Here is a 21,079-nt window from a genome sequence, read left to right on the forward strand (position 1 = left end):
GGTTTCGAGGAACGGGCAGGGGTTACGGAAGGCGCTTGTCGTACTCGGCCCGGAGGCCGGTCCAAGCCTTCCAGAATGAGGGCGGCGCCACCTCGCGCATCCGGGCCTGCAGCACGTCGAGATGCGCGTGCCAGCCGGCGGACACGCCCAGCAGGCTGGCGCGGTCGGGCAGGCGGCGGTGGGTGAGGGTAAGCATCACCTCCGACCCTTGCGGCTCCAGCTCGAAGGTTACCTCGCTGCCGCGCTCGCCCCAGCTGATCGCCAGGAGGTGGGGCGGGTCGAGGCGGGTGACCGCGCACTGCATGCGCTGCTCCTCGGCGACACCCTCGGGGCGATCCTCGTGCCGGCCGCTCAGCTCGTCGTTACGCCAGACCAGTTCGACCTTGCCGCCGACCTGCATAGGCATATCGCCGCGCGCCAGCCATTGGGCGCGGAGGTCGCTGTCGGTGAGGTAGGACCAGACCCGCTCGATCGGGCCGGGGAGCAGGCGCTGGATCCGCACGGTGGCGGGCTCGATCAGCTCGCCGTAGGCGCTCACGGTCGTGGCGTCGGTCATTGCTCGTCTCCTTGGGGATCGGGGGTGTCGGCGCGCCGCAGCAGATCCTCGAGGACATCGAAGCGGCTGTTCCAGAAGCGCTCGTAGAAGCTGATCCACTGGTGGGCGTCGGCGAGCGCGCGGGGCTCGAGGCGGCAGACGTGGGTGCGGCCGCGGATCGTCCGACGGACGAGGCCCGCCTTTTCCAGCGACCGGATGTGTTTGGAGGCCGCGGCCAGCGACATGTCGAACGGCGCGGCGAGTTCGCCCACGGTGCGCTGCCCGGAGGCCAGATCGCGGAGCATGTTGCGCCGCGTGGGGTCGCCGAGGGCGTGGAAGACGGCGTCCAGTCGAGCCGAGTCCGGGGTGAAATGTAATTCAACCATGAGGTTGAATGTGTTGGGGGCCGCGCGGATTGTCAACCGATCGGTTGAGGATTTTGTCGCGGACCGTCGGCCGCGGACCTGGGGGTGGTCCGCGGCCGGGGTGGCCTAGTGCTTCGCGCGCTGGCGGCTGTTCTGTTCGGTGTCGCGCTTGCCCTTGGCGTCGTGGGCATGGTGGCGATCGCGCTCGCCGCCACCGCCGGACACGCCGCTGAACTGGGTGTTCGTCGGCTCCTCGGGACCACGGCCGCCGAAGGGCGGGTCCTTGGGTTGAGGTTCTGAGCGGTCCTCGTGGCTGGCGCCCGGGCCGCCCCATCGGTCGGTGTTGGGATGTTTGTCCGGCATGTCAGCGGTCCTGGACGTTGCCCTGATGGGTAGTGTTCTGGGCGATGTTGCCGTGACGGCCCTGGGACTTCAGGTTGACGTCATCGTCGCCCGGCTGCTCGGACTGGGCGCCGGTCACCCGGTCGCGACGTCCGATGTCGGCGCCTTCGATGTGGGGCTTCTCCCCCGGCGAGGCGCGCTGTTCCGGGGGAATGGGGGGCGCTTTGGAAGCCATGGGCTCCTCCTCTTCTTGGGAGAGGTGAACCCGCGGGCCGAGGGTTGGTTTCGTCAGGCGTCGACGGCGTCGAGGCCGATGTCCAGGACCTTGGCCGAATGGGTGAGGGCCCCGACGCTGATCACGTCGACGCCGGTCTCGGCGAAGGCGCGGACGGTGTCGAGGGTGATCCCGCCCGACGCTTCCAGCTTGATGCGCCCATCCACCAGCTTCACCGCGTCGCGCATGTCGTCGACGGTGAAGTTGTCGAGCATGATGACGTCGGGGTCGTGGGCCAGCGCCTCACGCAGCTGCAGCAGGCTGTCGACCTCGACCTCCACCTTGACCAGGTGGCCGGCGAAAGCCTTGGCCCGGCGGACGGCCTCGCCGACGGACCCGCAGGCGGCCACGTGGTTGTCCTTGATCAGGATGGCGTCATCCAGGCCGAAGCGGTGGTTCGTACCGCCGCCGCAGCGGACGGCGTACTTCTCCAGGGCGCGCAGCCCGGGCGTGGTCTTGCGCGTGTCGGTGATCTTCGCGCTCGTGCCCGCGACGGCTTCCACGAAGTCCTGGGTGAGGGTGGCGATGCCGCAGAGGCGGCCCAGCAGGTTCAGCGCCGTGCGCTCGGCGGTGAGGATCGCCCGGGCCGAGCCGCTGACGCGGACCAGGGTCGTGCCGGCGGGCACGGCCTGGCCGTCGGCGCTGAGCGGGTCGATGCGGACGCTGGGGTCCAGCTCGGCCATGGCAAGGCGGACGCACGCGAGGCCCGCCACCACGCCGCCGCGGCGGGCGACGAAGTCGGCGGTGAGGCGGACGTCGGCCGGCACGCAGGCCTGGGCCGTGATGTCGCCGGCGCGCCCCAGGTCTTCGGCCAGGGCGGCGCGCACGATCGGCGCGACCAGCAGGTCGGGCAAGGGTTCGATGGTCATTCCGCTGCGTACCTGAGGCCGGCCGGGTCGATCCGGTCGAGGGTGACGAAGGTGCGGTCCGGCGCCGCCGCTTCGGGAAAGTCTGCGCGGAAGTGGCCGCCGCGGCTCTCGCGCCGGTTCAGGGCGCAGGCGGCCACCAGGCGGGCGGCGGCCAGCGAGGCGGCGCGGCCATGCCGCGCTTCCAGGTCGCCGATCAGCAACATCAGGCGGCCGAGGCCCTCGGCGTCGCGGACCACGCCGGCCTCGCGGCTCATGGCCTGGCGCAGGGTCTGCAGCGCCTCGTCCGGCAGCTCGGGCGCCGTCACGACGGCGTAGGGTCCGCTCGCCGGGCGCTCGTCGCGGGCGGCGCGGCCCGCACGCTCGCCGAAGACGGCGGCTTCCAGCAGCGAGTTCGAGGCCAGGCGGTTGGCGCCGTGGACGCCCGTCGAGGCGCATTCGCCTGCGGCGTAGAGACCGGGCAAAGACGTGCGGCCGTCCATGTCGGTGGCGATCCCGCCCATGTGGTAGTGGCAGGCCGGCGCGACGGGGATCGGCTGGACGCGCGGGTCGATGCCGCCGCCCATGCAGGCGGCGAAGACCGCGGGGAACTCCTCGGGGAAGTGCGCCCCCACCGCCTCGCGGGCGTCGAGGAAGGCGCCGCCGCGCACCGCGCGCTCGGCATGGATGGCGCGCGCCACCACGTCGCGCGGGGCGAGTTCGGCCGCAGGGTGGTAGTTGGCCATGAAGGGCCGACCCGCGCCGTCCAGCAGCTTGGCGCCCTCGCCGCGCAGGGCCTCGGTGGCGAGCGGGGCGGGGTCGCGGCCGATGTCGATGGCCGTGGGGTGGAACTGCACGAACTCGGGATCGGCGATCACCGCGCCGGCCATCGCCGCCAGGCCCAGGCCTTCTCCCTTCAGTTCGGCGGGCGTCGTGGTGACGGCGTAGAGGCCGCCGATGCCGCCGGCGGCGAGAATGACGGCTTTGGCCGCGATCTCGACCGGCTGGCCGTCGATGCGCGCCAGCACGCCGCGGATGCGGCCCGTGGCGTCCTGCAGCAGGCCGACGAGCTTCGCGCCGGTCTTCACCTGGATGTGGGGTGCGGCCAGGGCCGCGACCGTGACCGCCTCCATGATGGCGCGGCCGGCCTGGTCGCCCTTGACGCGGGCGACGCGCGCCTTCGAGTGGGCCGCCTCGAGGCTCTGCGCGAACCCGCCGTCGGCGCGCTGGTCGAAGGGCGCGCCCAGGGCCGCCAGCCGTCGCACAGCCGCCGGACCTTCGGCGGCCAGAAGGCGGGCGGCCTCGGGATCGACGAGACCCGCGCCGGCGGCGACGGTGTCCTCCGCGTGCAACTCGGGCGCGTCGTCGGCCGACAGCGCCGCGGCCACGCCGCCCTGCGCCCAGGCTGAGGAGCAGCCGTGGTTCAGGGGCGCCTCCGTGAGGAGCAGCACCTTGGCCGGCGCAGCCGCCAGGGCCGCGCTGAGGCCCGCCAGGCCCGCGCCGACCACAAGCACTCCGTCGTGACGGAGGCGCTCGGCCATCAGATCAGCTCCACGTCGACGTGATGACGCGCCTTGACGAGGTCGTAGCGCGCCGGGCGCGCCGGCGGCGGCAGGTCGATCATCCGCTGGACGGCTAGGCGCGCACGCTCGGCGATCGCCGGATCGACGGTCACCTCGTGGCGGTCGTGCAGCAGGGCCTCGTAGATGTTCTCGAGGCTGATCATCTTCATGTGCGGGCACAGGTTGCAGGGCCGCACGAATTCGGTGAACGGCGCGTCGGCGGCGACGTTGTCGGCCATCGAGCACTCGGTGATCAGCACCACGCGCTTGGGCCGGCGCTGGATCACGTAGTCGTTCATGGCCGCCGTCGAGCCGGCGAAGTCCGAGACCTCCAGCACCTCGGCCGGGCACTCGGGGTGGGCCAGGACTTCGGCGTCGGGGTAGGCGGCCTTGATCTCCAGGATGTCGTCGGCCGTGAAGCGCTCGTGCACCTCGCAGCGGCCCTTCCAGGCGATGATGCCGATGTCGGTCTGGCGGGCCACGTTGCGGGCCAGGAACTCGTCGGGGATCAGGATCACCCGGTCGACGCCCCACAGCTTCGCGGCTTCCTCCACCACCTGCACGGCGTTGGCGCTGGTGCAGCAGATGTCGGTCTCGGCCTTCACGTCGGCCGTGGTGTTCACATAGGTGACCACCGGCAGGCCGGGGTAGCGCTGCTTGATCAGGCGCACGTCGGCGCCGGTGATCGAGCTGGCGAGCGAGCAGCCGGCGCGCAGGTCCGGGATCAGGACGCGCTTCTCCGGCGACAGGATCTTGGAGGTCTCGGCCATGAAGTGGACGCCCGCCTGGACGATCACCTTCGCGTCCGAGCGCGCGGCTTCCTTGGCCAGGCCCAGGCTGTCGCCGACATAGTCGCCAACACCGTGGAAGATCTCGGGCGTCATGTAGTTGTGGGCGAGGATCACGGCGTCCTTCTCGCGCTTCAGCCGGTTGATCTCGGCGATCAGCGGAGCCTGGAGGCGCCATTCCATGGGCGTGACGTGACGCTTCACCTTTTCCCACGCCGGCGCGGTGGCGGCTTCGACAGCGGGGGTGAACGCGAACTGGAACCCGTCGGCGGCCATGGATCCCTCCTTATGCTCACTTTGAGCATTTCTTAGGCCTATAAAATGCGCCGGGCGTCGAGGCTCGGCGCTACTCCCTTTTGCTCACTTGGAGCATAAGCGAGCATATAGGGGTGACCCGAGGACGTGCAAGGGCCTTTGCGGCCGAGGCGATCACTTTCTGGCGGCGGAACCCAGCAGGTCGGCGATGGCCTGGGAGAGCTGTTGGGGCCCGTACGGCTTGCGCAGCAGGGGCCAGGGGGTGTCCTCGGCGGCCGAAAGGACCTCGCCGGTATAGCCCGAGGACAGCATCACAGGCAGGTCCGGACGCAGGGCCACAGCCTCGCGGGCGAGGTCCACGCCCGACTTGTCGCCGGGCATGATGAGGTCGGTGAGCATCAGGTCGAAGGGCTCGGATGCGTGCAGCAGGGCCAGGGCCGCGTCGGCATGTTCGGCGCGGCGGACGTCGTGACCAAGGTCGCGCAGCATCGCCTCGACCAGTTCGGCGACCTGGGCGTCGTCCTCCACCAGCAGCACACGCAGGCGGGGGCCCGGCTCCGGAGACGCCTGGCCGGCGTCGGGCGTCGCGGCCGACGAGTCCCCGTCGATGCGCGGCAGGTAGAGGCAGACGCTGGCCCCCTTGCCCGGCTTGCTGTCGACGGTGGCGGTCCCGCCGCTCTGCCGGGCGAAGCCGTAGACCTGGCTCAGGCCCAGGCCGGTGCCTCGGCCCTGCGCCTTGGTGGTGAAGAAGGGCTCGAAGGCGCGCGCGATCGTGGCCTCGTCCATCCCCGCGCCGGTGTCGTGAACGGCCACGCAGAGGTAGTCGCCCGCCTCCAGCGCCTCCACCTGGCGGTCGCCGAGCCGGACGGGGAGGGTCTCGACCCGGATCATCCCGCCGGCGGGCGTCGCGTCGCGCGCGTTGACCACCAGGTTCATGACGGCCGCCTCGAACTGGCTGGAATCGACGTTGACGACCGCCCCGGGCGCGGAGGGGGCGACCACCAGGGCGACGGCCTCGCCGACGGCGCGCCGAAGCAGCGGCTCGCTCTCCTTGAGCATGACATCGACCTGGACGGGCTCGGGTTTCAGCGCCTGGCGGCGCGAGAAGGCCAGGAGTTGCTGGGTCAGGCGCTCGCCGCGCCGGGCCGCCCCCAGGGCCGCGTCGATCATCCGCTCGCGGCGGGCCTCGTCGCCCGGGTGGCGCTGCATCAGGTCGAGGGCGCCGATGACCACGGTGAGCAGGTTGTTGAAGTCGTGCGCCACGCCGCCGGTGAGCTGGCCCACCGCCTCCAGCTTCTGCGCCCGCTGAAGGGCGGCTTCGGCCTCGTCGCGCTCGGCCAGCGCCTCCTGCACCCGCTCGGCCAGCAAGTCGTTGATCCGCTTCAGGTCTTCCTCGGCGCGCTTGGCGTCGGTGATGTCGAACCCAACGCCGATGAATCCGGCGAAGGCGCCGTCGGGGTCCCAACGGGGCTGGGAGACCGAGCGCACCCAGCGGTACTCGCCGTCGTGGCGCAGGAACCGGGCCTCCAGGGTGAACAGCTTGCGCGAGGCCTCGCCGGCCACCTGTTCCTGCAGGATGCGGGCGAGATCGTCGGGGTGCAGGACCTTGCGCCAGTCGAAGTCCAGCGCCGTCTCGAACCCGGCGCCCAGGAAATCGACGTAAGTCTTGTTGGCGAACTCGCGGCGGCCATCCGTCCGGGTGACCCACATCAGGATCGGCGCGCTGTCGGCCAGGGTCCGGAAGCGGCTTTCGGTGACCTCCAGGTTCTTCTGGGCGGCGGCGTGGGCGGCGTTGGCCTCGTCCAGGCGCACCAGGGCCTCGCGGAAGCTGGAGGACACCAGGATGGTCAGGGCCGCCGAGATCGTGAACATCGCCACGACGGCGGCGTTGGAGACGCCCACGGCGGTGATCAGCGGCGCCCAGTTGCCCAGGACCAGCGAGGCGCCCAGCGTCGCCCAGCCCCAGCGCGGGCCCGCATAGAGCGTCGCCAGCATGAGGGCGGGGAAGGTCGTGGCCGACAGGGCGGTGGCGTTCTCGAAACCGAGCAGGGCGCCCCGCAGCAGGACGGCGCCTGCGAGGGCGGCGACACTGATGCCCAGCGCCATCAGGAATGGCGGCGAGCGTCGCGGAACGAGCTGGAGCGGGGACAGCGCCCGGATCATGAACGTGGCATCAAACCCCCGAGCCCGCATGGGCCCCCCGCCAGCATGGGATGGGCCCCCCGCCAGCATGGGATGCGTCTCGGAGCCATGCAACAGGCCAGGCCGCGGCTCGCGGCCACAGCCCGCTTCTCCAGAGGTTGCACGAATTTTGCCGGCCATGGGTCCAAATATCGCCGGTTTGCACCTATATGCGACGGCTCGAACTCTAGAGGGGGGATGACCCTGAAGACGTTGCGCTGGGATCGGCTTCGCCCGTCGTGGGCGAAGATCGGGGCCGCTGTGGTCCTGACGGCCGCCGTGGCCGGACCCGCCTGCGCGCCGTCGCCGGGGGCGCAGAACGCGGCGCGCTTCGCCTCGTACGACCTCTCGAACGAGGGCCTCTTCAAGCTGGCGTCGGGCATGGATCCGGCGATGCGGGCGCTGGCCGTGCGGCACGATCCCGCCTCTCGCGCGCCGGACCTGTGGGCGCGGCCCCAGGGCTGGGGCAGCCTCGATATCGAAGACGTTCCCGATCTGGGACTAGCCACCGAGACCGACAGCGCCACGGCCGAGGAGGTGAACGCGCTTCGCCCGTTCTCGCGCCTGCCGATCCGGCCGATGAAGCCGTTCGTGCTGAAGGCCACGGGCCCCGACCGCGCGCGGGCCGTCCAGTGCCTGGCCGAGGCGGTGTACTACGAGGCCGCCCGGGAGCCGGACGTCGGCCAGGAAGCCGTGGCCCAGGTGGTGCTGAACCGGATGCGCCACCCGGCCTATCCGAAGTCGGTCTGCGGCGTGGTCTACCAGGGCTCGGCCCGGGCGACCGGCTGCCAGTTCACGTTCACCTGCGACGGCTCGCTCCGCTACGCGCCGGAGCCTGGGCTGTGGAAGCGCGCCCGCGCCGTCGCCGAGCGGGCCCTGAACGGCTACGTGGACAAGACCGTGGGCTCGGCGACCCACTATCACGCGCAGTACGTGTCGCCGTACTGGGCGCCGACGCTGGTGAAGATGACCCGGGTGGGACAGCACATCTTCTACCGCTGGACCGGACCGTGGGGCGAGCCGCCGGCCTTCACCGGCCGCTATGCCGGAGGCGAGGCCTACCTGTCGCCGGCGGTGCTGGGCGGGCTGGATTCGCGGACGCAAGGCGGCCTGCTGTCGCCAGAGACACAGGGCATCGCCTCCGAGCGCAAGATCACCCTGGCCGTGGCCGGCGAGGTGCGCACCTACAGCGTCGTCGACCCCACCCTGCCGGGCGGCGAGCGGACGCGGGTGATGGGCGTCCTGATGTCCACGCGCCGCCAGCCGACCGCTGAGGAGGTCAAGCGCATCAACCAGAGCCTGGAGGCGATGGAGCGGGCGATGGACCAGAAGCCTGCGGCTGCGAGCCCTTCGCCCGCGCCGGTGACCGCCGCGCCCGCGGCTACCTGAACGCCACGCGCAGCTTGGCGCCCACGAACCGGCCGGTGGGGTCGTAGCCCCGCGTGGCGGCCGCGCCGGCCTTGCGCTCGGCGCCCGGCTCCAGGCCGCAGAGGAAGCCCAGCGAGCCCACCACCCCCTCGTCGCTCAGCCGGCGGTCCAGCGATGTCTTGGCGACGCCCGCGATCCGCGGCTCCGGCGCATGGGCGTAGCGCGGCGTGAAGGCGGGCTTGGCCTCGGCGAGGTCCATGGCGAGGCTCTGCGGCGGCGCGCGCAGCGGCGCGGACAGCAGAGCTTCGGCGGCGGTCTGGGCCTGGGCGGCTCCGGCGGTGAGCGAAAGGGCCAGGACGAAGGCAGCGGACTTCATGAGACCATCCTAGCCGGATCAGGCGGAAAAGGCGTCGGGATAGGTGACGCTCAGCGGATCGTCGAAGGCGCCCGGTTCGATGGCCAGGGCCATGAACGCTGGACCGCCCGCGTAGACGGAGCGGACCTGGGCGGCGGCCTCCGCAGAAAAGCCGAACCGGGGGTAGTAGGTGGGATGGCCCAGCACGATCACCCCGTGCGCGCCGAACTCGCGGGCCTGCTCCAGGCTGGCGCGGACCAGGGCCGAGCCGAGGCCCGCCCGCTGGACGCTCGGCCGGACGGCCACGGGCGCGAGGGCGGCGTAGAGGTGAGGGCTCTGCGCCCACAGGCGGCTGAACAGGATGTGGCCGTCGATGCGCCCGTCCTCAATGGCCACGAGTTCGAACAGGACGTCGCCGTCGGCGCGGAGGCGCTCGACCAGGCGCGCCTCGTCGGGCTGGCCGAAGGCGGCCTCGACGATCTCGGCGATGGCGGCATGGTCGACGGTGCGGGCGTGCCGGATCATCGGGCGAGGTTAGCCCGCCGCGCGGCCGGCGTCAGGCTAGATCACGGATCGTGGCGGAAGCTGCGGGTCTCCCGCGCCGCCTGCGGCATGTCCTGGCGCTCGTTGCGCAGGGCTTCCAGGGCCAGCTTGCGCCAGCCCTCGGCGATGGAGAGGTAGACGTCCTTCTCGGCCGGGCTCCCGGCCTTGGCGGCCAGGCGCATCACCACCTCGGCCTGCATCCTGTACCGATCACTCGCACTCTGGTTTTGCGGTTCCACGTGGGCATAACCGCCGAACCGCGGGTCGGGTTTCCGACTCAAGCGGAGCCGTTGCGATTAATTCTCACCAAACGCCGATCTTCTGCGCCTCCTGGTGGCTGATCGGGTGGTGAGCGGCCTTGTGGTCCTCCTCGGCCAGGAACCGCACGGCTTCCAGCGCAGCCATGCAGCCCATGCCGGCGGCGGTCACGGCCTGGCGGTAGACGTCGTCGGTGACGTCGCCGGCGGCGTAGACGCCCTCGATGGCGGTCGAGGCCGTGCCCGGCTTCACCTTCAGATAGCCCGAGGCGTCCATCTCGAGTTGGCCCTTGAAGAGCTGCGAGGCCGGGGCGTGGCCGATCGCGATGAAGACGCCGTCGGCGGGCACGGTCTGGACGGCGCCGGTGTTCACGTTCTTCAGCCGCGCGCCGGTGACGCCCATGGGGTCGGTCTCGCCGACCACCTCGTCCAGGACATGCTCCCAGATCACCTCGATCTTGGGATGCTTGAACAGGCGCTCCTGCAGGATCCGCTCGGCGCGGAACTCGTCCTTGCGGTGCACGACGGTGACCTTGGCGGCGAAGTTGGTGAGGAACAGGGCCTCCTCCACCGCGGTGTTGCCGCCGCCCACCACGATCACGTTCTTGCCGCGGTAGAAGAAGCCGTCGCAGGTGGCGCAGGCCGAGACGCCGAACCCCTGGAACTTCTGTTCGGTCTCGATCCCCAGCCACTTGGCCTGGGCGCCGGTGGCGATGATCAGGGTCTCGGCCAGCCACACCTGGCCGCTGTCGGTCTCCAGCCGGAACGGCCGCTTCGACAGGTCGGCCTTGGTGACGATGTCGCTGACGATCTCGGTCCCGACGTGCTCCGCCTGGGCCTGCATCTGCTCCATCAGCCAGGGCCCCTGGATGACGTCGGCGAAGCCGGGATAGTTCTCCACGTCGGTGGTGATGGTGAGCTGGCCGCCGGGCTGGATGCCCTGGATCAGCACGGGGTTCAGCAGGGCGCGCGCAGCATAGACGGCGGCGGTGTAGCCGGCGGGGCCGGAGCCCACGATCAGGCAGCGGACGGAACGAGGTTCGGACATGGCGCCAATGTAGTGTCGATTCCGGGCGGGTGCGACGGCAGATGCCGGGTTGGTTAACACCGCTTTCAGCGAGACGGCGTTAGATTTCCTGGATGGGTACGTCGCCTGAGATCGAGATCGCCGGCCGGAAGATCGGCGCGGACCATCCGCCGTTCGTGATCTGCGAGCTGTCGGGCAACCACAACGGCAGCCTGGACCGGGCCCTGGCCATGGTGGACGCGGCCGCCGACACGGGCTGCGACGCGATCAAGATCCAGACCTATACCGCCGACACCATCACCATGGACGTGGACCGGCCGGAGTTCCGGATCACCGGCGGCCTGTGGGACGGCCGCAGCCTCTACGAGCTCTACCAGGAGGCCTACACCCCCTACGAATGGCACGCGGCGATCTTCGAGCGGGCGCGGGCGCGAGGCGTGATCATCTTCTCCAGCCCCTTCGACGAGACGGCGGTGGACCTGCTGGCCGGCCTGGACGCGCCCGCCTACAAGATCGCCTCGTTCGAGGCCGTCGACCTGCCGCTGATCCGTTACGCGGCGGGCAAGGGGCGGCCCCTGATCATCTCCACCGGCATGGCCAACCTGGCCGAGATCGAGGCGGCGCGGGACGCGGCGCTGGCGGGCGGCGCGCCGGGCGTGGTGCTGCTGCACTGCGTCTCGAGCTATCCGGCCACCTTCGCCGACGCCAATGTCCGCACCGTCGCCGACATGGCCCAGCGGTTCGGCTGCCCGGTCGGGCTGTCGGACCACACGCCCGGCACGGCGGCCTCGGTGGCGGCCGTGGCCATGGGCGCCAGCGTGATCGAAAAGCACTTCACCCTGGCGCGCGCCGACGGCGGGCCGGACGCGGCGTTCAGCCTGGAGCCGGCGGAGTTCAAGGCGCTGGTGGACGACACCAGGGCGGCCTGGTCCGCGCTGGGCCGGGCGCACTACGACCTCCTGGGCTCCGAACGCGGCAACGTGCAGTTCCGCCGCTCGCTCTACGTGGCCGCCGACGTGAAGGCGGGCGAGCCCCTGACGCGGGCCAACGTGCGCTCGATCCGGCCGGGCAACGGCCTGGCCCCCGCGCACCTCGACGCGGTGCTGGGGCGGAAGGCCGTCCGTGACCTGACGCGGGGCGAGCCGCTGGCCTGGGACATGCTCGCCTAGCTTCCCGCTAGATTAGTTATCAACGATCACTTAGATTGATCTGCATCAAGGGCCGGGCCCTGGCAGGCGCACATGGTCGGCCCCAACAAAACATTGGGAGGCTTGAGCCATGAATGCTGTCACCGCGACCGCCACGGACGCCGGCCACTTCGACGTCCTGATCGTGGGGGCAGGGATCTCGGGGGTCGGCGCCGCCTACCACCTGCGCCAGCAGTCGCCCGATCGGTCGTTCGTGGTGCTCGAGACCCTCGAAAGCTTCGGCGGCACCTGGCTGACCCACAAGTATCCGGGCATCCGGTCGGACAGCGACCTCTACACCTTCGGCTATCGGTTCAAGCCCTGGGTGGGCCCGCCCATCGCCACCGCGGAAGAGATCCTCTCGTACATGGGCGAGGTGATCGAAGAGAACGACCTGGCGCCCCATATCCGCTATCGCCACCGCATCGAGCGGGCGACCTGGTCCAGCGAGCGGAACCTCTGGACGATCGAGGCCGTCCGCCTGGACACCGGCGAGCCGCTGCGCTTCACGGCCAACTTCCTGTGGATGTGCCAGGGCTACTACCGCCAGTCCGAGGGCTACACGCCCGAATGGGCCGGCATGGACAGCTTCAAGGGCCGCATCGTCCACCCGCAGACCTGGCCCGACGACCTGGAGCTGAAGGGCAAGAAGGTCGTGATCATCGGCTCGGGCGCCACGGCGGCGACCCTCCTGCCCAACATCGCCGACGATTGTGGGCACGTGACCCTGCTGCAGCGCTCGCCGACCTATTTCATCCCGGGCCGCAACGCGATCGACATCGCCGACCAGCTGCGGCTGCTGGAGGTCGACGAGGCCTGGATCCACGAGATCGTCCGCCGCCAGCAGCTCTACAACCAGGACCTCTTCACTCGCCGTTCCATCGACGAGCCGGAGGTCGTGAAGGCCGAACTGCTGGCCGGGGTCTCGGCCTTCGTGGGCCCGGAGATTACGGCGAAGCACTTCACGCCGACCTACCGTCCCTGGCGGCAGCGGATCGCCTTTGTGCCGGACGGCGACATCTTCCAGGCGGTGAAGCAGGGCAAGGCCTCGGTGGTCACCGACGAGATCGACCGCTTCACCGAGACGGGCATCCTGCTGAAGTCGGGCGAGACGCTGGAGGCCGACGTGATCATCACGGCCACCGGCTTCAACCTGAACGTCCTGGGCGATATCGACTTCGTGGTCGACGGCAAGCCGCTGGATTTCGCGAACACCGTCACCTACCGCGGCATGATGTTCACCGGCGTGCCCAACATGGTGTGGGTGTTCGGCTACTTCCGGGCCAGCTGGACCCTGCGGGCCGACCTGATCGCCGACTTCGTCTGCCGCCTGCTGAACCACATGCGCGACAAGGGCGTGTCCAAGGTGGAGGTCGCCCTGCGGCCCGAGGACAAGGACATGGCCCTGAAGCCGTGGATCGACCCGGAGAACTTCAACCCGGGCTACCTGATGCGCGGCATGCACCTCCTGCCCAAGGCCGGCGACAAGCCCGAGTGGCGGCACAGCCAGGACTACTGGCGCGAGAAGGACGAGCTGCCGCTGATCGACCTGGACGACCCGGCGTTTGTCTATGGGGGCAAGGCGGAGGCGGAGACCAAGGCCGCCTGACGGCCGATCGGCGCCATCGTAAGCGGGAGTTAACGCGAAGGGGGTCTTCTCCGTCCTTAACCATGAGGCTGCGGAGACTCCCGTGAACATGATGGCGAAGCCGATGGCCGGCCCGGGGCCGGCCGCCGACGCGATCTCGGACTTCATCGAGACCGGCGCGCACCTGTTCCAGGCGCCCGTGGACGCCGCGGCGGCCACCGGCCTTCTGGCCGACATCCGCGCCACGCGGGCGTTCGACGAGACGCTGTTCCTGAGCGAGGCCGAGTTCGACGCCGACCCGCAATACACCGGCGTGAACCCCCGGCCCGGCCGCAACCTCCTGGAGCGGTTCGAGGACCGGCTGGGCTTCGTCGAGCAGGCGCCGCAGATCGTCGAGGCGGTCACCGCCCTCCTGGGCCACGACTATGAGATCCTGAACAAGAAGGTCGTCTGCGGTGTGCCCGCCCGGTCGATCCCCGACTGGCTGAAGGCGCGCATCCACGGCAACCCGGTGAACAACCTGGGCGCCTACATGAAGCCCCAGAACCGGGACATCACCTACTTCTACGGCATCGACTTCCACCAGGACCTGATCGACTACAAGGAACGGGAAGCCGATTTCCTCACCCTCTACGTCTATCTGCACCCGGTGACGCGGGCGGACGCGCCGCTGTACCTGCTGGAGGGCAGCCACAAGCTGGGCGGCTCGGTGTTCCCGCACGACCTGACCCGCGCCACGCCCGACACCTGGCTCTACCGCAACGGCGAGCATGGCGAGGTCGAGACCCGGCAGCGGATCCTGACCGGCGGCGCCGGCTTTGCGGCCATGTGGCACGCCTGCACGCTGCACGGCACCCAGCCGGACGCCGCCGACCACGAGCGGATCTCGCTGCGCTACCTCATCGCCCGCGGCAAAGGCCGCGCGCCGGGCATGGAAGCGGTGAACGCCACCCTCCAGGGCCCCCTCAGCCTCACCGACACCCGCAAGGATCTCGGCGCCGACGGCGCGGCGGTGATCCGGGCGAACACGGTGCTGAAGGCGTAGGAGCTCCATGGCCGGGCTTGTCCCGGCCATGATGGCGTCGAGCGCTAGGCGGTCTTGTCGATCCAGCGCTGGAACATGCGCCGGTAGTCGGCCTCGAGCCGGCGGGTGAAACCCACTTCGTCGCGATAGGCCGAGTTGTCGAAGCCCGGGCGGACGCGTGCGCGCAGCGCATCGAGCGCCTGGACGTCGGCCGTCAGCTCCAAGGCCCTGGCGACATAGGCGTCCCAGTCCTCAACCACCAGCTCCTCCAGGCCGCAGGGCAGAAGCAGGGGCAGGGGCGTCCGCGAATAGAAGTCCTGACCTTTCAGGACCAGGACCGGCACGCCGTTCGCGATCGCGTCCACCGTCGTGGTGCCGCCTGGCACGGGAGATGGGTCCAACGCCAGGTCGATGTCGTGGAACTCCCGCGTGTAGTCGGGACCGGTGGTGTGGCCGCGAAACTCGATCTGTTCGGGCCGAACGCCGAAGGCGGCGAAACGAGCCTGGGTCACCCGCTGAAGCACCGGGTCGGTGAAGAGGCCGTACTTCAGGATCAGGCGGTCGGCGGGGCGGGCCTTCAGAATGGTCGCCCAGCCGGCGACCGTGGCGTCGTTCAGTTTCGCCGGATTGTTGAACGAGCCGAACGTCACATAGCCATTCTTCAGCGCGGGCGTGGGCGTGGGCGGATGGCGTTCGGCGCTCGGGCGGTACGGCGCCATGATCTCGCCCGTCCGCCAGATCTCCTCGGTGAAGTAGGCTTCGTTGCCTGGGACTTCCATGGAGTCGGCGTGCATGACGTAGTCCATGCAGGTGAGGCCGGTGGTCTGCATGAAGTTGATCCAGCCGATCTGGACAGGGGCCGGCCGAAGGGTGAAGACCCTCAAGCGGCTGCCGGCCGTGTGGCCCCAGACGTCCACCAGGATGTCGATGCGGTCGCCACGGATGAGTTCGGCCGCGTCCTCGTCCGACAGATGCCCGATCTTGCGCATCGTGCAGTGGTCGGGCAGCGGCGCTTCGGCGGCCGGATCCGGCGTGTAGAGGAAGACCTCGACCGCCTGCGGATCGTGCGCCTCGAACACGGGGACCGTGGAAGGCGCCACCTGGTTTCTGGTGAAGCTGGGGCCGACGTAGCCGATGCGCAGCTTCCGTTCGGCGGTGCGGGGATTGGCGAAGGCGGGCGGTGGCCCGGGCGGTGCGGCCGCGTAGAGTTCGCCCCAGCGCCGGCTCTCCGCGGAGACCCGCGCCAGACGATCGTCCACATAGAACAGCGGATAGAGCAGGAACTGGTGCACGCCGGGGATCGAGAACACCTCGGAGGCCGCCGTGAAGACATCCACCGCCTCCTGGATGCGTCCCTGATGCTGAAGGGACAGTCCGTAGGTGACCATGGTGTTGGGATCGAGGTTGTCGAAATCCAGCGCCCGCCCGAGGCAGTAGCTGGCGGAGGCCATCAGCTTGCGCGCGTAGAGCTGAGTGCCGACCTGGGCCGCGTAGGGCCGATCGGCGCCGAGCCGCCGGACGTCGACATCGAGGGCCTGTAGCACCGCAAGCGCGTGCAGCGTGCGGGCCTCGTCGAGGATGCCTGCCGCCTGTTCGCCCGCGCCGGCCGCAGCGGCGGCGCTGGCGAGCCAGTAGCGGGTTTCGTAGTCGGAAGAATCCTGCAGGCAACGGGCCTGGAAGTGGCTGATGGCGGCTGCCAGGTCACCCTCGTGGAAGGCGGCGACGCCCAGCGCGCGCTGATCGCGCGTCTCAAGGCCGTCCAGGGCTGCAAGCGCGCTCATCCGTCTCTCCACGTCTTCGGCGGCGACTATCTGCTGCGCCGATTGAGGAGGCGTTAACCATGTCGGATCTGCTCGCCGAGGACGGCGAGCTCGTCGTCGGCCAGGCGCTGGAGGATCGAACCGCCCGCGCCGCCCCAAGGTCCGAGGAACTCCAGCTCGATGCCGGCGGCGCCGAAGGCCTCGGCGTCGTAGAGGTCGCGGCCGCCGGGCGCGTTGAGATAACGCGTTGCGCCGAGCCGGCGGGCGATTTCGAGGATGCGATCCTGGGCGCGGTAGCTCTGCGGCACGTCCAGGGACGACGAACGCACCACGTTCCACCGGAGGCCGAGCAGCCGGCAGGCCTCTTCCAGCAGGCCGGCGATGTAGTCGCCGGGCGATCCTTCGGCCTGGCGCACCCGGTGCAGCAGCGGCTCATGGGCCCCGCCGCGCGCCGCAACGGGGAAGGGCCGCAAGCGGTCGCCGATGGCTGCGCGCGCGTCGTCCGCAAACTGAAGATCGCGGATCAGCACGTCCTGCGGCGCGGGCTTCAGCGGCAGGGTCAGCCACTGTTCCTCGCCGCGCGCGTCCAGCAGCTTGTTTCGATGCAGCCAGCCCCGACGCGGGAACTGGACACAGTCGTAGATGACGAACAGGTCGGTCTGGGCGATCAGGCGGAAGTATCCTGCGTAGGGCAGGAAGTAGGGCTGCATGATCGCGATGGCCGCCATGGCGTCAGTCGACGGCGTCCGGGAAGATTGTCCGCAGGTCGGCCGGCTTCGGGAAGTCCGGGACGATCAGGTCGGTCTGGTAGGAATACTTGTACGGCGTGGGATAGCCATGCTCGACGTAGGTCGGCTCGGCGGCGTTGTTGAAGCGGGTGCTGAAGGCGATCCGGACGTTGCCATCGCCGGTCTCACCGGTGCGGTGGACGAGGAACGAGGAGAAGATCACCCCATCGCCAGGCTCCATCGGCAGCGGGCGGTACTGATCCTCGGTGATGCGTGGGTCGCTGACCGTGGGCGTCATAATGTGCTCGACAGTGTCCAGGAGGCCGTAGAGGTGCGAGCCCGGGATCACCTCCAGCGGGTGGGACGTGGCGGTCACCGGCGTGGTGGGCGCCCAAAGGACGACGGAATCCAGGCTGCCCTGCATGCTGCGCCAATCCTGGTGCGGCGGCGACTTGTGGTAGCCGCCCGGGATCCGCAGGGTCTCGGACATGATGTGGTTGGAAAGCCGCGTCGAGAGCACCGGCACGGCGACCCCGGCCGCGCGCACCAGCTCCACGATCGCATCCGACGCCATGATCCGGTGGGCCGACGGGACCATCTGGGTCATCCGGGCGGTGGCGATGTAGGTCGGCACGTCCACGGCCAGGAGGCGAGCGGCATTGGCGTGAAACGCCTCCCGGGAGGTTCCGGCATCGACGGGCAAGCCCAGCCGGCGCAGCTGCTGAGCGAAGAGCTCCCCCATCTCGGCATTGAGCTGCTGGAGGTCGCGCGGGTCGAGAAGCCCGCGGGCGACGAAGAAGCCCTCGCGGAGGAACGCCTCACGATCGATGACGGGCGAGGCGGGCCGGGCGAGGCGGGCGGGCTTGTTCATGCGGTCTCTCCGGCGCCCGGCGGGGCGCAGATGGCGTAGATGCTGGCGCAGAGGTCCGGGTAGAGCGCGCCCAGCTTGAAGCAGCCTTCCAGGTAGTCCTCGCCGATCAGGCCACTGGCGATCAGCTTGTCGAACTGGAAGTTGGCGAACGGCTTGAAGAACACGCCGCCGGTCTCGACGGCGACCAGGCCAGCTTCCGCAACGTGCGCCTTCAGGGCCGGCAGGTCATAGGTGCGGCGATGCCCGTGCTCGAACTCGCCAGGCGTCACGGCTGTAGGATGCGAGATCAGGCCCATGGCCACGGCGATCTGGCGCGAGGCGGCGTTGGCGTTCGGCACCACCAGGAAGAGACGGCCGCTCGGCGTGAGCCAGGTCCCGATCCGGCGGAGCAGTTCGACCGGCTCGTCCAGATGTTCCAGCGTATGGGTCAGGAACACGGCGTCGAACTTGGCGGCGGGCTCGAAGTCCTCGAAGCGGCTGAGGACGAAGGTGACGCCCGGCGGGGCCTTGGCGCGGGCGATGTCGATCAGGTCGCTCGAGCCTTCGACCGTCGTCAGGTCCGGGAAGATGGCCGCGAGGCGCCGAGTGAACTCGCCCTCGAAGCAGCCCATTTCCAGGGCGCGGCCGCCGCGGGGCAGCTTCGCCTCGAACGTCCGCAGCATGTAGGCGTGCATGCGGTAGTCGAAGTCGTAGGCGTACTTGCGGTCTTCGGTGTCGGCGAATTCCCGGTTGAGGTCGCGCTGGGCGGTCATCCCTGGTCGCCCCGGTACATGCGACGCTCGGGCGGCTGGTACCACTCGTCGAGGCTGGCCGGGACGCGGGCGTTGTAGCCGATCACCTGGCGGGTGTGCGCGGTGAGCGAGGCGCCGGCGTCGTAGCCCAGGACCCGGGGGTAGTCGAACTGCTGCTTGATGAAGGGGCGGCAGTACATGGGTGTGACGGAGCGGCGGGCGCGGTCGGTCGTGTTGTTTCCGCCCGCATGCCAGACGTTGGAGTTGAACACGAGGACGCTGCCCGCCGGGCCGGTTGCGCGCTCGGCGTGGGCGTAGAAGTCCTCGTCCGACGGCTTCTCCGCCGCCTTGTGGGAGCCGGAGAGCATGTAGGTGGCGCCGTTGTCGGCGGTGAAGTCGTCCAGCATCACCAGGGTGTTCAGCAGTAGCGGCATGTCGCCCGAGTAGCTGCGAATGTCGCGGTGAATGCGCTGGGCGTAGGAGGTTCGACCCTGCGTGTTGATGGCGCCGCCGAAGGAATTGAGGATGTAGCGGCCGCCGAAGTAGGCCTCGTAATACGGGTTCAGGGCTTCGCTGGCGTCGATGTACTCCAGGAAGCTGGGCTTGAGACCGATCAGGTGATGGACCGTATGGTCGGCGTCCGAGGCGACGCCGTTCTTCTCCTGCATCGCCCGGCATATGTCCCAGGCAGCTTCGAGATCCTCGGCCATGCGGGCGACGAGGGCCGGGTCGACGGCTCGCGGGAACACCACCCAGCCACGCTCGGCCATGATCGCGTTGAACTCATCGAGGCTGAGGTCGAGCTTCATAGCAAGGTGACCAGGGTCTTGGAGGGATAGAGGGTCACCTTCTCGATCGTGTAGCGGGCGTCGCGGAAGACTTCCTTGAAGGCGATGGCCTCGCCGGGCGCACCGGTCCAGGTGAGCTCGTCGAAGAGCAGCACGCTTCCGGGCATAAGGTGCGGCCGGATCGCCTTCAGCGCCGCGACCGTGGGCTCGTAGGGGCCCATGTCGAAGAAGGCGAAGGCCACCAGGGTCTCCGGATGGTCGGCAAAGTACTTCGGCGCAGTTTGCGCCACATCGCCGGCGATCAGCTGGTGCCCGCCCGGGATGTGACCGAAGGCGTTCATGGCCTCGTGCACGCGAAGCAGTTCGGCCAGGTAGTCCGGATAGGCGCTGCCGGTGTTGTAGCCGCCGTGGGTCTCGGTGGACTTCGCGGCCATGCCGGCGTCCTCCGGGTAGCCGGAGAAGGTGTCGAAGCCGATGATCGTGCGCTGCTTGTTGAACGGCTCGTAGATCGCTCGGAGGTTCTCCATGAGCACCAGGTTCTGGCCGCGCCACGTGCCGAACTCGATCAGGGCGCCCGGCAGGGACTGGATGCGCTTGTAGACCTCGCTAAGGACCAGGAACTTCACCAGTAGAGAACTGCGCGTGTAGAGCCCGAGGTTGAACATCAGCTCGCCCGGATCGAGCGGGCTGGCGTTCATCATCTCGCGGAGCCGTTCGCGCGCGGCAAGGCCGGCGTCCTGGGCGGTGGTGGCTTCGACGGGGGTGTCGCCGGTCATCGATCCTCCTCCAGGACGGCGTAGCCGAAGCCGGTGCGCCCGAAGCCATTGCCGTTGAAGAACATGACGATGCGGTCGTCGATCCGGGCCACGAACGGGTAGCAGGTCATGGTCGAAGCCCAGGGGGCGACGCCCACGTCCAGGCCGCACGCCTGGTCCATCCGGGTCCAGTCCAGGCCATCCGGGCTTTCGGCATAGCCGATGCGATAGGCGCCGGCGCCGTCGCGGTAGTCGACGCTGTCGCGGTAGCAGTACCACATGCGGTAGCGGTCGCCGTCGCGGATCACCGTCGGATGGGAGAAGGCCTCGCGGTCGTGGGTCGGACGGATGCAGAGATGGTTCGGCCGCTCCCAGGTCACGCCGTCGCGGGAGTGGCAGTACTTGATCACGTAGACGGGCTCGTACTTGCCCTCGACGTCGGTCCAGCGGACACCTGAGATGTACCACATGCGCCAGAGGTCGCCCTCGCGCAGGATGCTCGGCGTCACGGCGATGTAGGGTTCGGCCGGGCAGCGCTCCAGCACGGGGCCCTCGTAGAGACGGCGGAAGGTGTCCCCGTCATCGTCGCTGACCGCGATGCCGACCGAGTTGCGGTAGGGCACCGTCACGCCACGGTTCCAGCCGGAATAGTACAGCCAGACCTGGCCGTTATGGCGGACGGGAAAGCTGGGCATGGCCCCGTCGTCGTCGAAGGTCCCCGGCGCGCCGAATCCCAGGATCGGCTGTTTGTGGGCGTAGATCACCCGGCCGAGGTCGCCTCGGTCGAGGTCGACGTAGGTGGTGTAGCTGCGACCGTCGGCGTAGCGGTCGGCGTAGAACACGCGCACCTTGTCATCGTAGACGAGGGCCGTCGGCACCTGGGCATGCGTGCCCGCCCAGTCATGCTCGGAAGGGTCGAAGATCCGACCCATGACCCGCCAGCCCATGGT

General features: G+C 69.7%; 23 protein-coding genes. 4 read left to right on the plus strand and 19 right to left on the minus strand.

Going from position 1 to position 21,079, the window contains the following annotated elements; all coding sequences use genetic code 11:
• Positions 1–22: 22 nt before the first annotated feature.
• The 8 genes from A2790_RS07895 to A2790_RS07930 form a co-directional block, all read right to left on the minus strand.
• On the minus strand, positions 23–556 hold the full coding sequence (locus A2790_RS07895; RefSeq protein WP_293389606.1) for an SRPBCC family protein: 534 nt from the start codon (positions 554–556) through the stop codon (positions 23–25).
• Entirely contained in the window at positions 553–921 is a 369-nt protein-coding gene (locus A2790_RS07900) for a metalloregulator ArsR/SmtB family transcription factor (protein WP_293389609.1), read from the minus strand. The genes A2790_RS07895 and A2790_RS07900 overlap by 4 nt, the downstream gene beginning before the upstream one ends.
• A 105-nt stretch (positions 922–1,026) precedes the next feature.
• The gene (locus A2790_RS07905) at positions 1,027–1,263 is read right to left on the minus strand and encodes a hypothetical protein (RefSeq protein ID WP_293389612.1); all 237 of its coding nucleotides are present in this window, start codon (positions 1,261–1,263) and stop codon (positions 1,027–1,029) included.
• A 1-nt stretch (position 1,264) separates the two neighbouring features.
• Positions 1,265–1,477, minus strand: a complete 213-nt coding sequence (locus A2790_RS07910) for a hypothetical protein (RefSeq protein WP_293389615.1) — start codon at positions 1,475–1,477, stop codon at positions 1,265–1,267.
• A 53-nt stretch (positions 1,478–1,530) separates the two neighbouring features.
• Positions 1,531–2,385 carry a carboxylating nicotinate-nucleotide diphosphorylase gene (gene nadC, locus A2790_RS07915; RefSeq protein WP_293389618.1) on the minus strand — a complete coding sequence of 285 codons (855 nt, stop codon included), beginning with the start codon at positions 2,383–2,385 and terminating at the stop codon, positions 1,531–1,533.
• Positions 2,382–3,905 (minus strand): L-aspartate oxidase, encoded by a 1,524-nt coding sequence (locus A2790_RS07920; RefSeq protein ID WP_293389810.1) that lies wholly within the window; start codon positions 3,903–3,905, stop codon positions 2,382–2,384. The genes nadC and A2790_RS07920 overlap by 4 nt, the downstream gene beginning before the upstream one ends.
• Positions 3,902–4,987 carry a quinolinate synthase NadA gene (gene nadA / locus A2790_RS07925; protein WP_293389621.1) on the minus strand — a complete coding sequence of 362 codons (1,086 nt, stop codon included), beginning with the start codon at positions 4,985–4,987 and terminating at the stop codon, positions 3,902–3,904. The genes A2790_RS07920 and nadA overlap by 4 nt, the downstream gene beginning before the upstream one ends.
• 153 nt (positions 4,988–5,140) lie before the next feature.
• Positions 5,141–7,129, minus strand: coding sequence for an ATP-binding protein (locus A2790_RS07930; protein WP_293389624.1), 1,989 nt, complete (start codon positions 7,127–7,129; stop codon positions 5,141–5,143).
• 216 nt (positions 7,130–7,345) lie between these two features.
• Here A2790_RS07930 and A2790_RS07935 point away from each other — a divergent pair, with 216 nt between their 5' ends.
• A complete protein-coding gene (locus A2790_RS07935) occupies positions 7,346–8,536 on the plus strand; it encodes a cell wall hydrolase (RefSeq protein ID WP_293389626.1) in 1,191 nt (396 codons plus the stop codon).
• Here the strand turns inward: A2790_RS07935 and A2790_RS07940 are convergent.
• From A2790_RS07940 to trxB, 4 genes are all read right to left on the minus strand, one after another.
• Positions 8,529–8,891 (minus strand): hypothetical protein, encoded by a 363-nt coding sequence (locus A2790_RS07940; RefSeq protein WP_293389629.1) that lies wholly within the window; start codon positions 8,889–8,891, stop codon positions 8,529–8,531. The genes A2790_RS07935 and A2790_RS07940 overlap by 8 nt on opposite strands.
• A gap of 18 nt (positions 8,892–8,909) precedes the next feature.
• Positions 8,910–9,395 carry an N-acetyltransferase gene (locus tag A2790_RS07945; protein WP_293389632.1) on the minus strand — a complete coding sequence of 162 codons (486 nt, stop codon included), beginning with the start codon at positions 9,393–9,395 and terminating at the stop codon, positions 8,910–8,912.
• Positions 9,396–9,436: 41 nt separating this feature from the next.
• Positions 9,437–9,613 carry a hypothetical protein gene (locus A2790_RS07950; RefSeq protein ID WP_293389635.1) on the minus strand — a complete coding sequence of 59 codons (177 nt, stop codon included), beginning with the start codon at positions 9,611–9,613 and terminating at the stop codon, positions 9,437–9,439.
• Between the two features lie 103 nt (positions 9,614–9,716).
• Positions 9,717–10,718 carry a thioredoxin-disulfide reductase gene (trxB, locus tag A2790_RS07955; protein ID WP_293389638.1) on the minus strand — a complete coding sequence of 334 codons (1,002 nt, stop codon included), beginning with the start codon at positions 10,716–10,718 and terminating at the stop codon, positions 9,717–9,719.
• A gap of 92 nt (positions 10,719–10,810) precedes the next feature.
• Between trxB and pseI the strand changes: the two genes are divergently transcribed.
• The 3 genes from pseI (at position 10,811) to A2790_RS07970 (ending at position 14,517) form a co-directional block, all read left to right on the plus strand.
• Positions 10,811–11,866 (plus strand): pseudaminic acid synthase, encoded by a 1,056-nt coding sequence (gene pseI, locus A2790_RS07960; RefSeq protein WP_293389641.1) that lies wholly within the window; start codon positions 10,811–10,813, stop codon positions 11,864–11,866.
• A 109-nt stretch (positions 11,867–11,975) separates the two neighbouring features.
• Entirely contained in the window at positions 11,976–13,493 is a 1,518-nt protein-coding gene (locus tag A2790_RS07965; RefSeq protein WP_293389644.1) for an NAD(P)/FAD-dependent oxidoreductase, read from the plus strand.
• An 88-nt stretch (positions 13,494–13,581) separates the two neighbouring features.
• On the plus strand, positions 13,582–14,517 hold the full coding sequence (locus tag A2790_RS07970) for a hypothetical protein (RefSeq protein ID WP_293389813.1): 936 nt from the start codon (positions 13,582–13,584) through the stop codon (positions 14,515–14,517).
• 44 nt (positions 14,518–14,561) lie between these two features.
• Here A2790_RS07970 and A2790_RS07975 read toward each other — a convergent pair whose 3' ends face one another.
• The 7 genes from A2790_RS07975 to A2790_RS08005 are packed head-to-tail and all read right to left on the minus strand — an operon-like array spanning position 14,562 to position 21,076.
• Positions 14,562–16,277 (minus strand): hypothetical protein, encoded by a 1,716-nt coding sequence (locus tag A2790_RS07975; RefSeq protein ID WP_293389647.1) that lies wholly within the window; start codon positions 16,275–16,277, stop codon positions 14,562–14,564.
• A 53-nt stretch (positions 16,278–16,330) separates the two neighbouring features.
• Positions 16,331–16,984: a WbqC family protein gene (locus A2790_RS07980; protein ID WP_293389650.1), complete on the minus strand. Its 654-nt coding sequence runs from the start codon at positions 16,982–16,984 to the stop codon at positions 16,331–16,333.
• Between the two features lie 4 nt (positions 16,985–16,988).
• Positions 16,989–17,855 (minus strand): phytanoyl-CoA dioxygenase family protein, encoded by an 867-nt coding sequence (locus A2790_RS07985; RefSeq protein WP_293389653.1) that lies wholly within the window; start codon positions 17,853–17,855, stop codon positions 16,989–16,991.
• On the minus strand, positions 17,852–18,607 hold the full coding sequence (locus A2790_RS07990) for a class I SAM-dependent methyltransferase (protein ID WP_293389655.1): 756 nt from the start codon (positions 18,605–18,607) through the stop codon (positions 17,852–17,854). The genes A2790_RS07985 and A2790_RS07990 overlap by 4 nt, the downstream gene beginning before the upstream one ends.
• The gene (locus tag A2790_RS07995; RefSeq protein ID WP_293389658.1) at positions 18,604–19,395 is read right to left on the minus strand and encodes a phytanoyl-CoA dioxygenase family protein; all 792 of its coding nucleotides are present in this window, start codon (positions 19,393–19,395) and stop codon (positions 18,604–18,606) included. Before A2790_RS07995 ends, A2790_RS07990 begins: the two co-directional genes overlap by 4 nt.
• Positions 19,392–20,150 carry a TylF/MycF/NovP-related O-methyltransferase gene (locus tag A2790_RS08000; RefSeq protein WP_293389661.1) on the minus strand — a complete coding sequence of 253 codons (759 nt, stop codon included), beginning with the start codon at positions 20,148–20,150 and terminating at the stop codon, positions 19,392–19,394. The genes A2790_RS07995 and A2790_RS08000 overlap by 4 nt, the downstream gene beginning before the upstream one ends.
• Positions 20,147–21,076, minus strand: a complete 930-nt coding sequence (locus A2790_RS08005; RefSeq protein WP_293389664.1) for a hypothetical protein — start codon at positions 21,074–21,076, stop codon at positions 20,147–20,149. The genes A2790_RS08000 and A2790_RS08005 overlap by 4 nt, the downstream gene beginning before the upstream one ends.
• Positions 21,077–21,079 lie beyond the last annotated feature (3 nt).

The organism is Phenylobacterium sp. RIFCSPHIGHO2_01_FULL_69_31 (assembly GCF_001824475.1).
Lineage (GTDB): Bacteria > Pseudomonadota > Alphaproteobacteria > Caulobacterales > Caulobacteraceae > Phenylobacterium.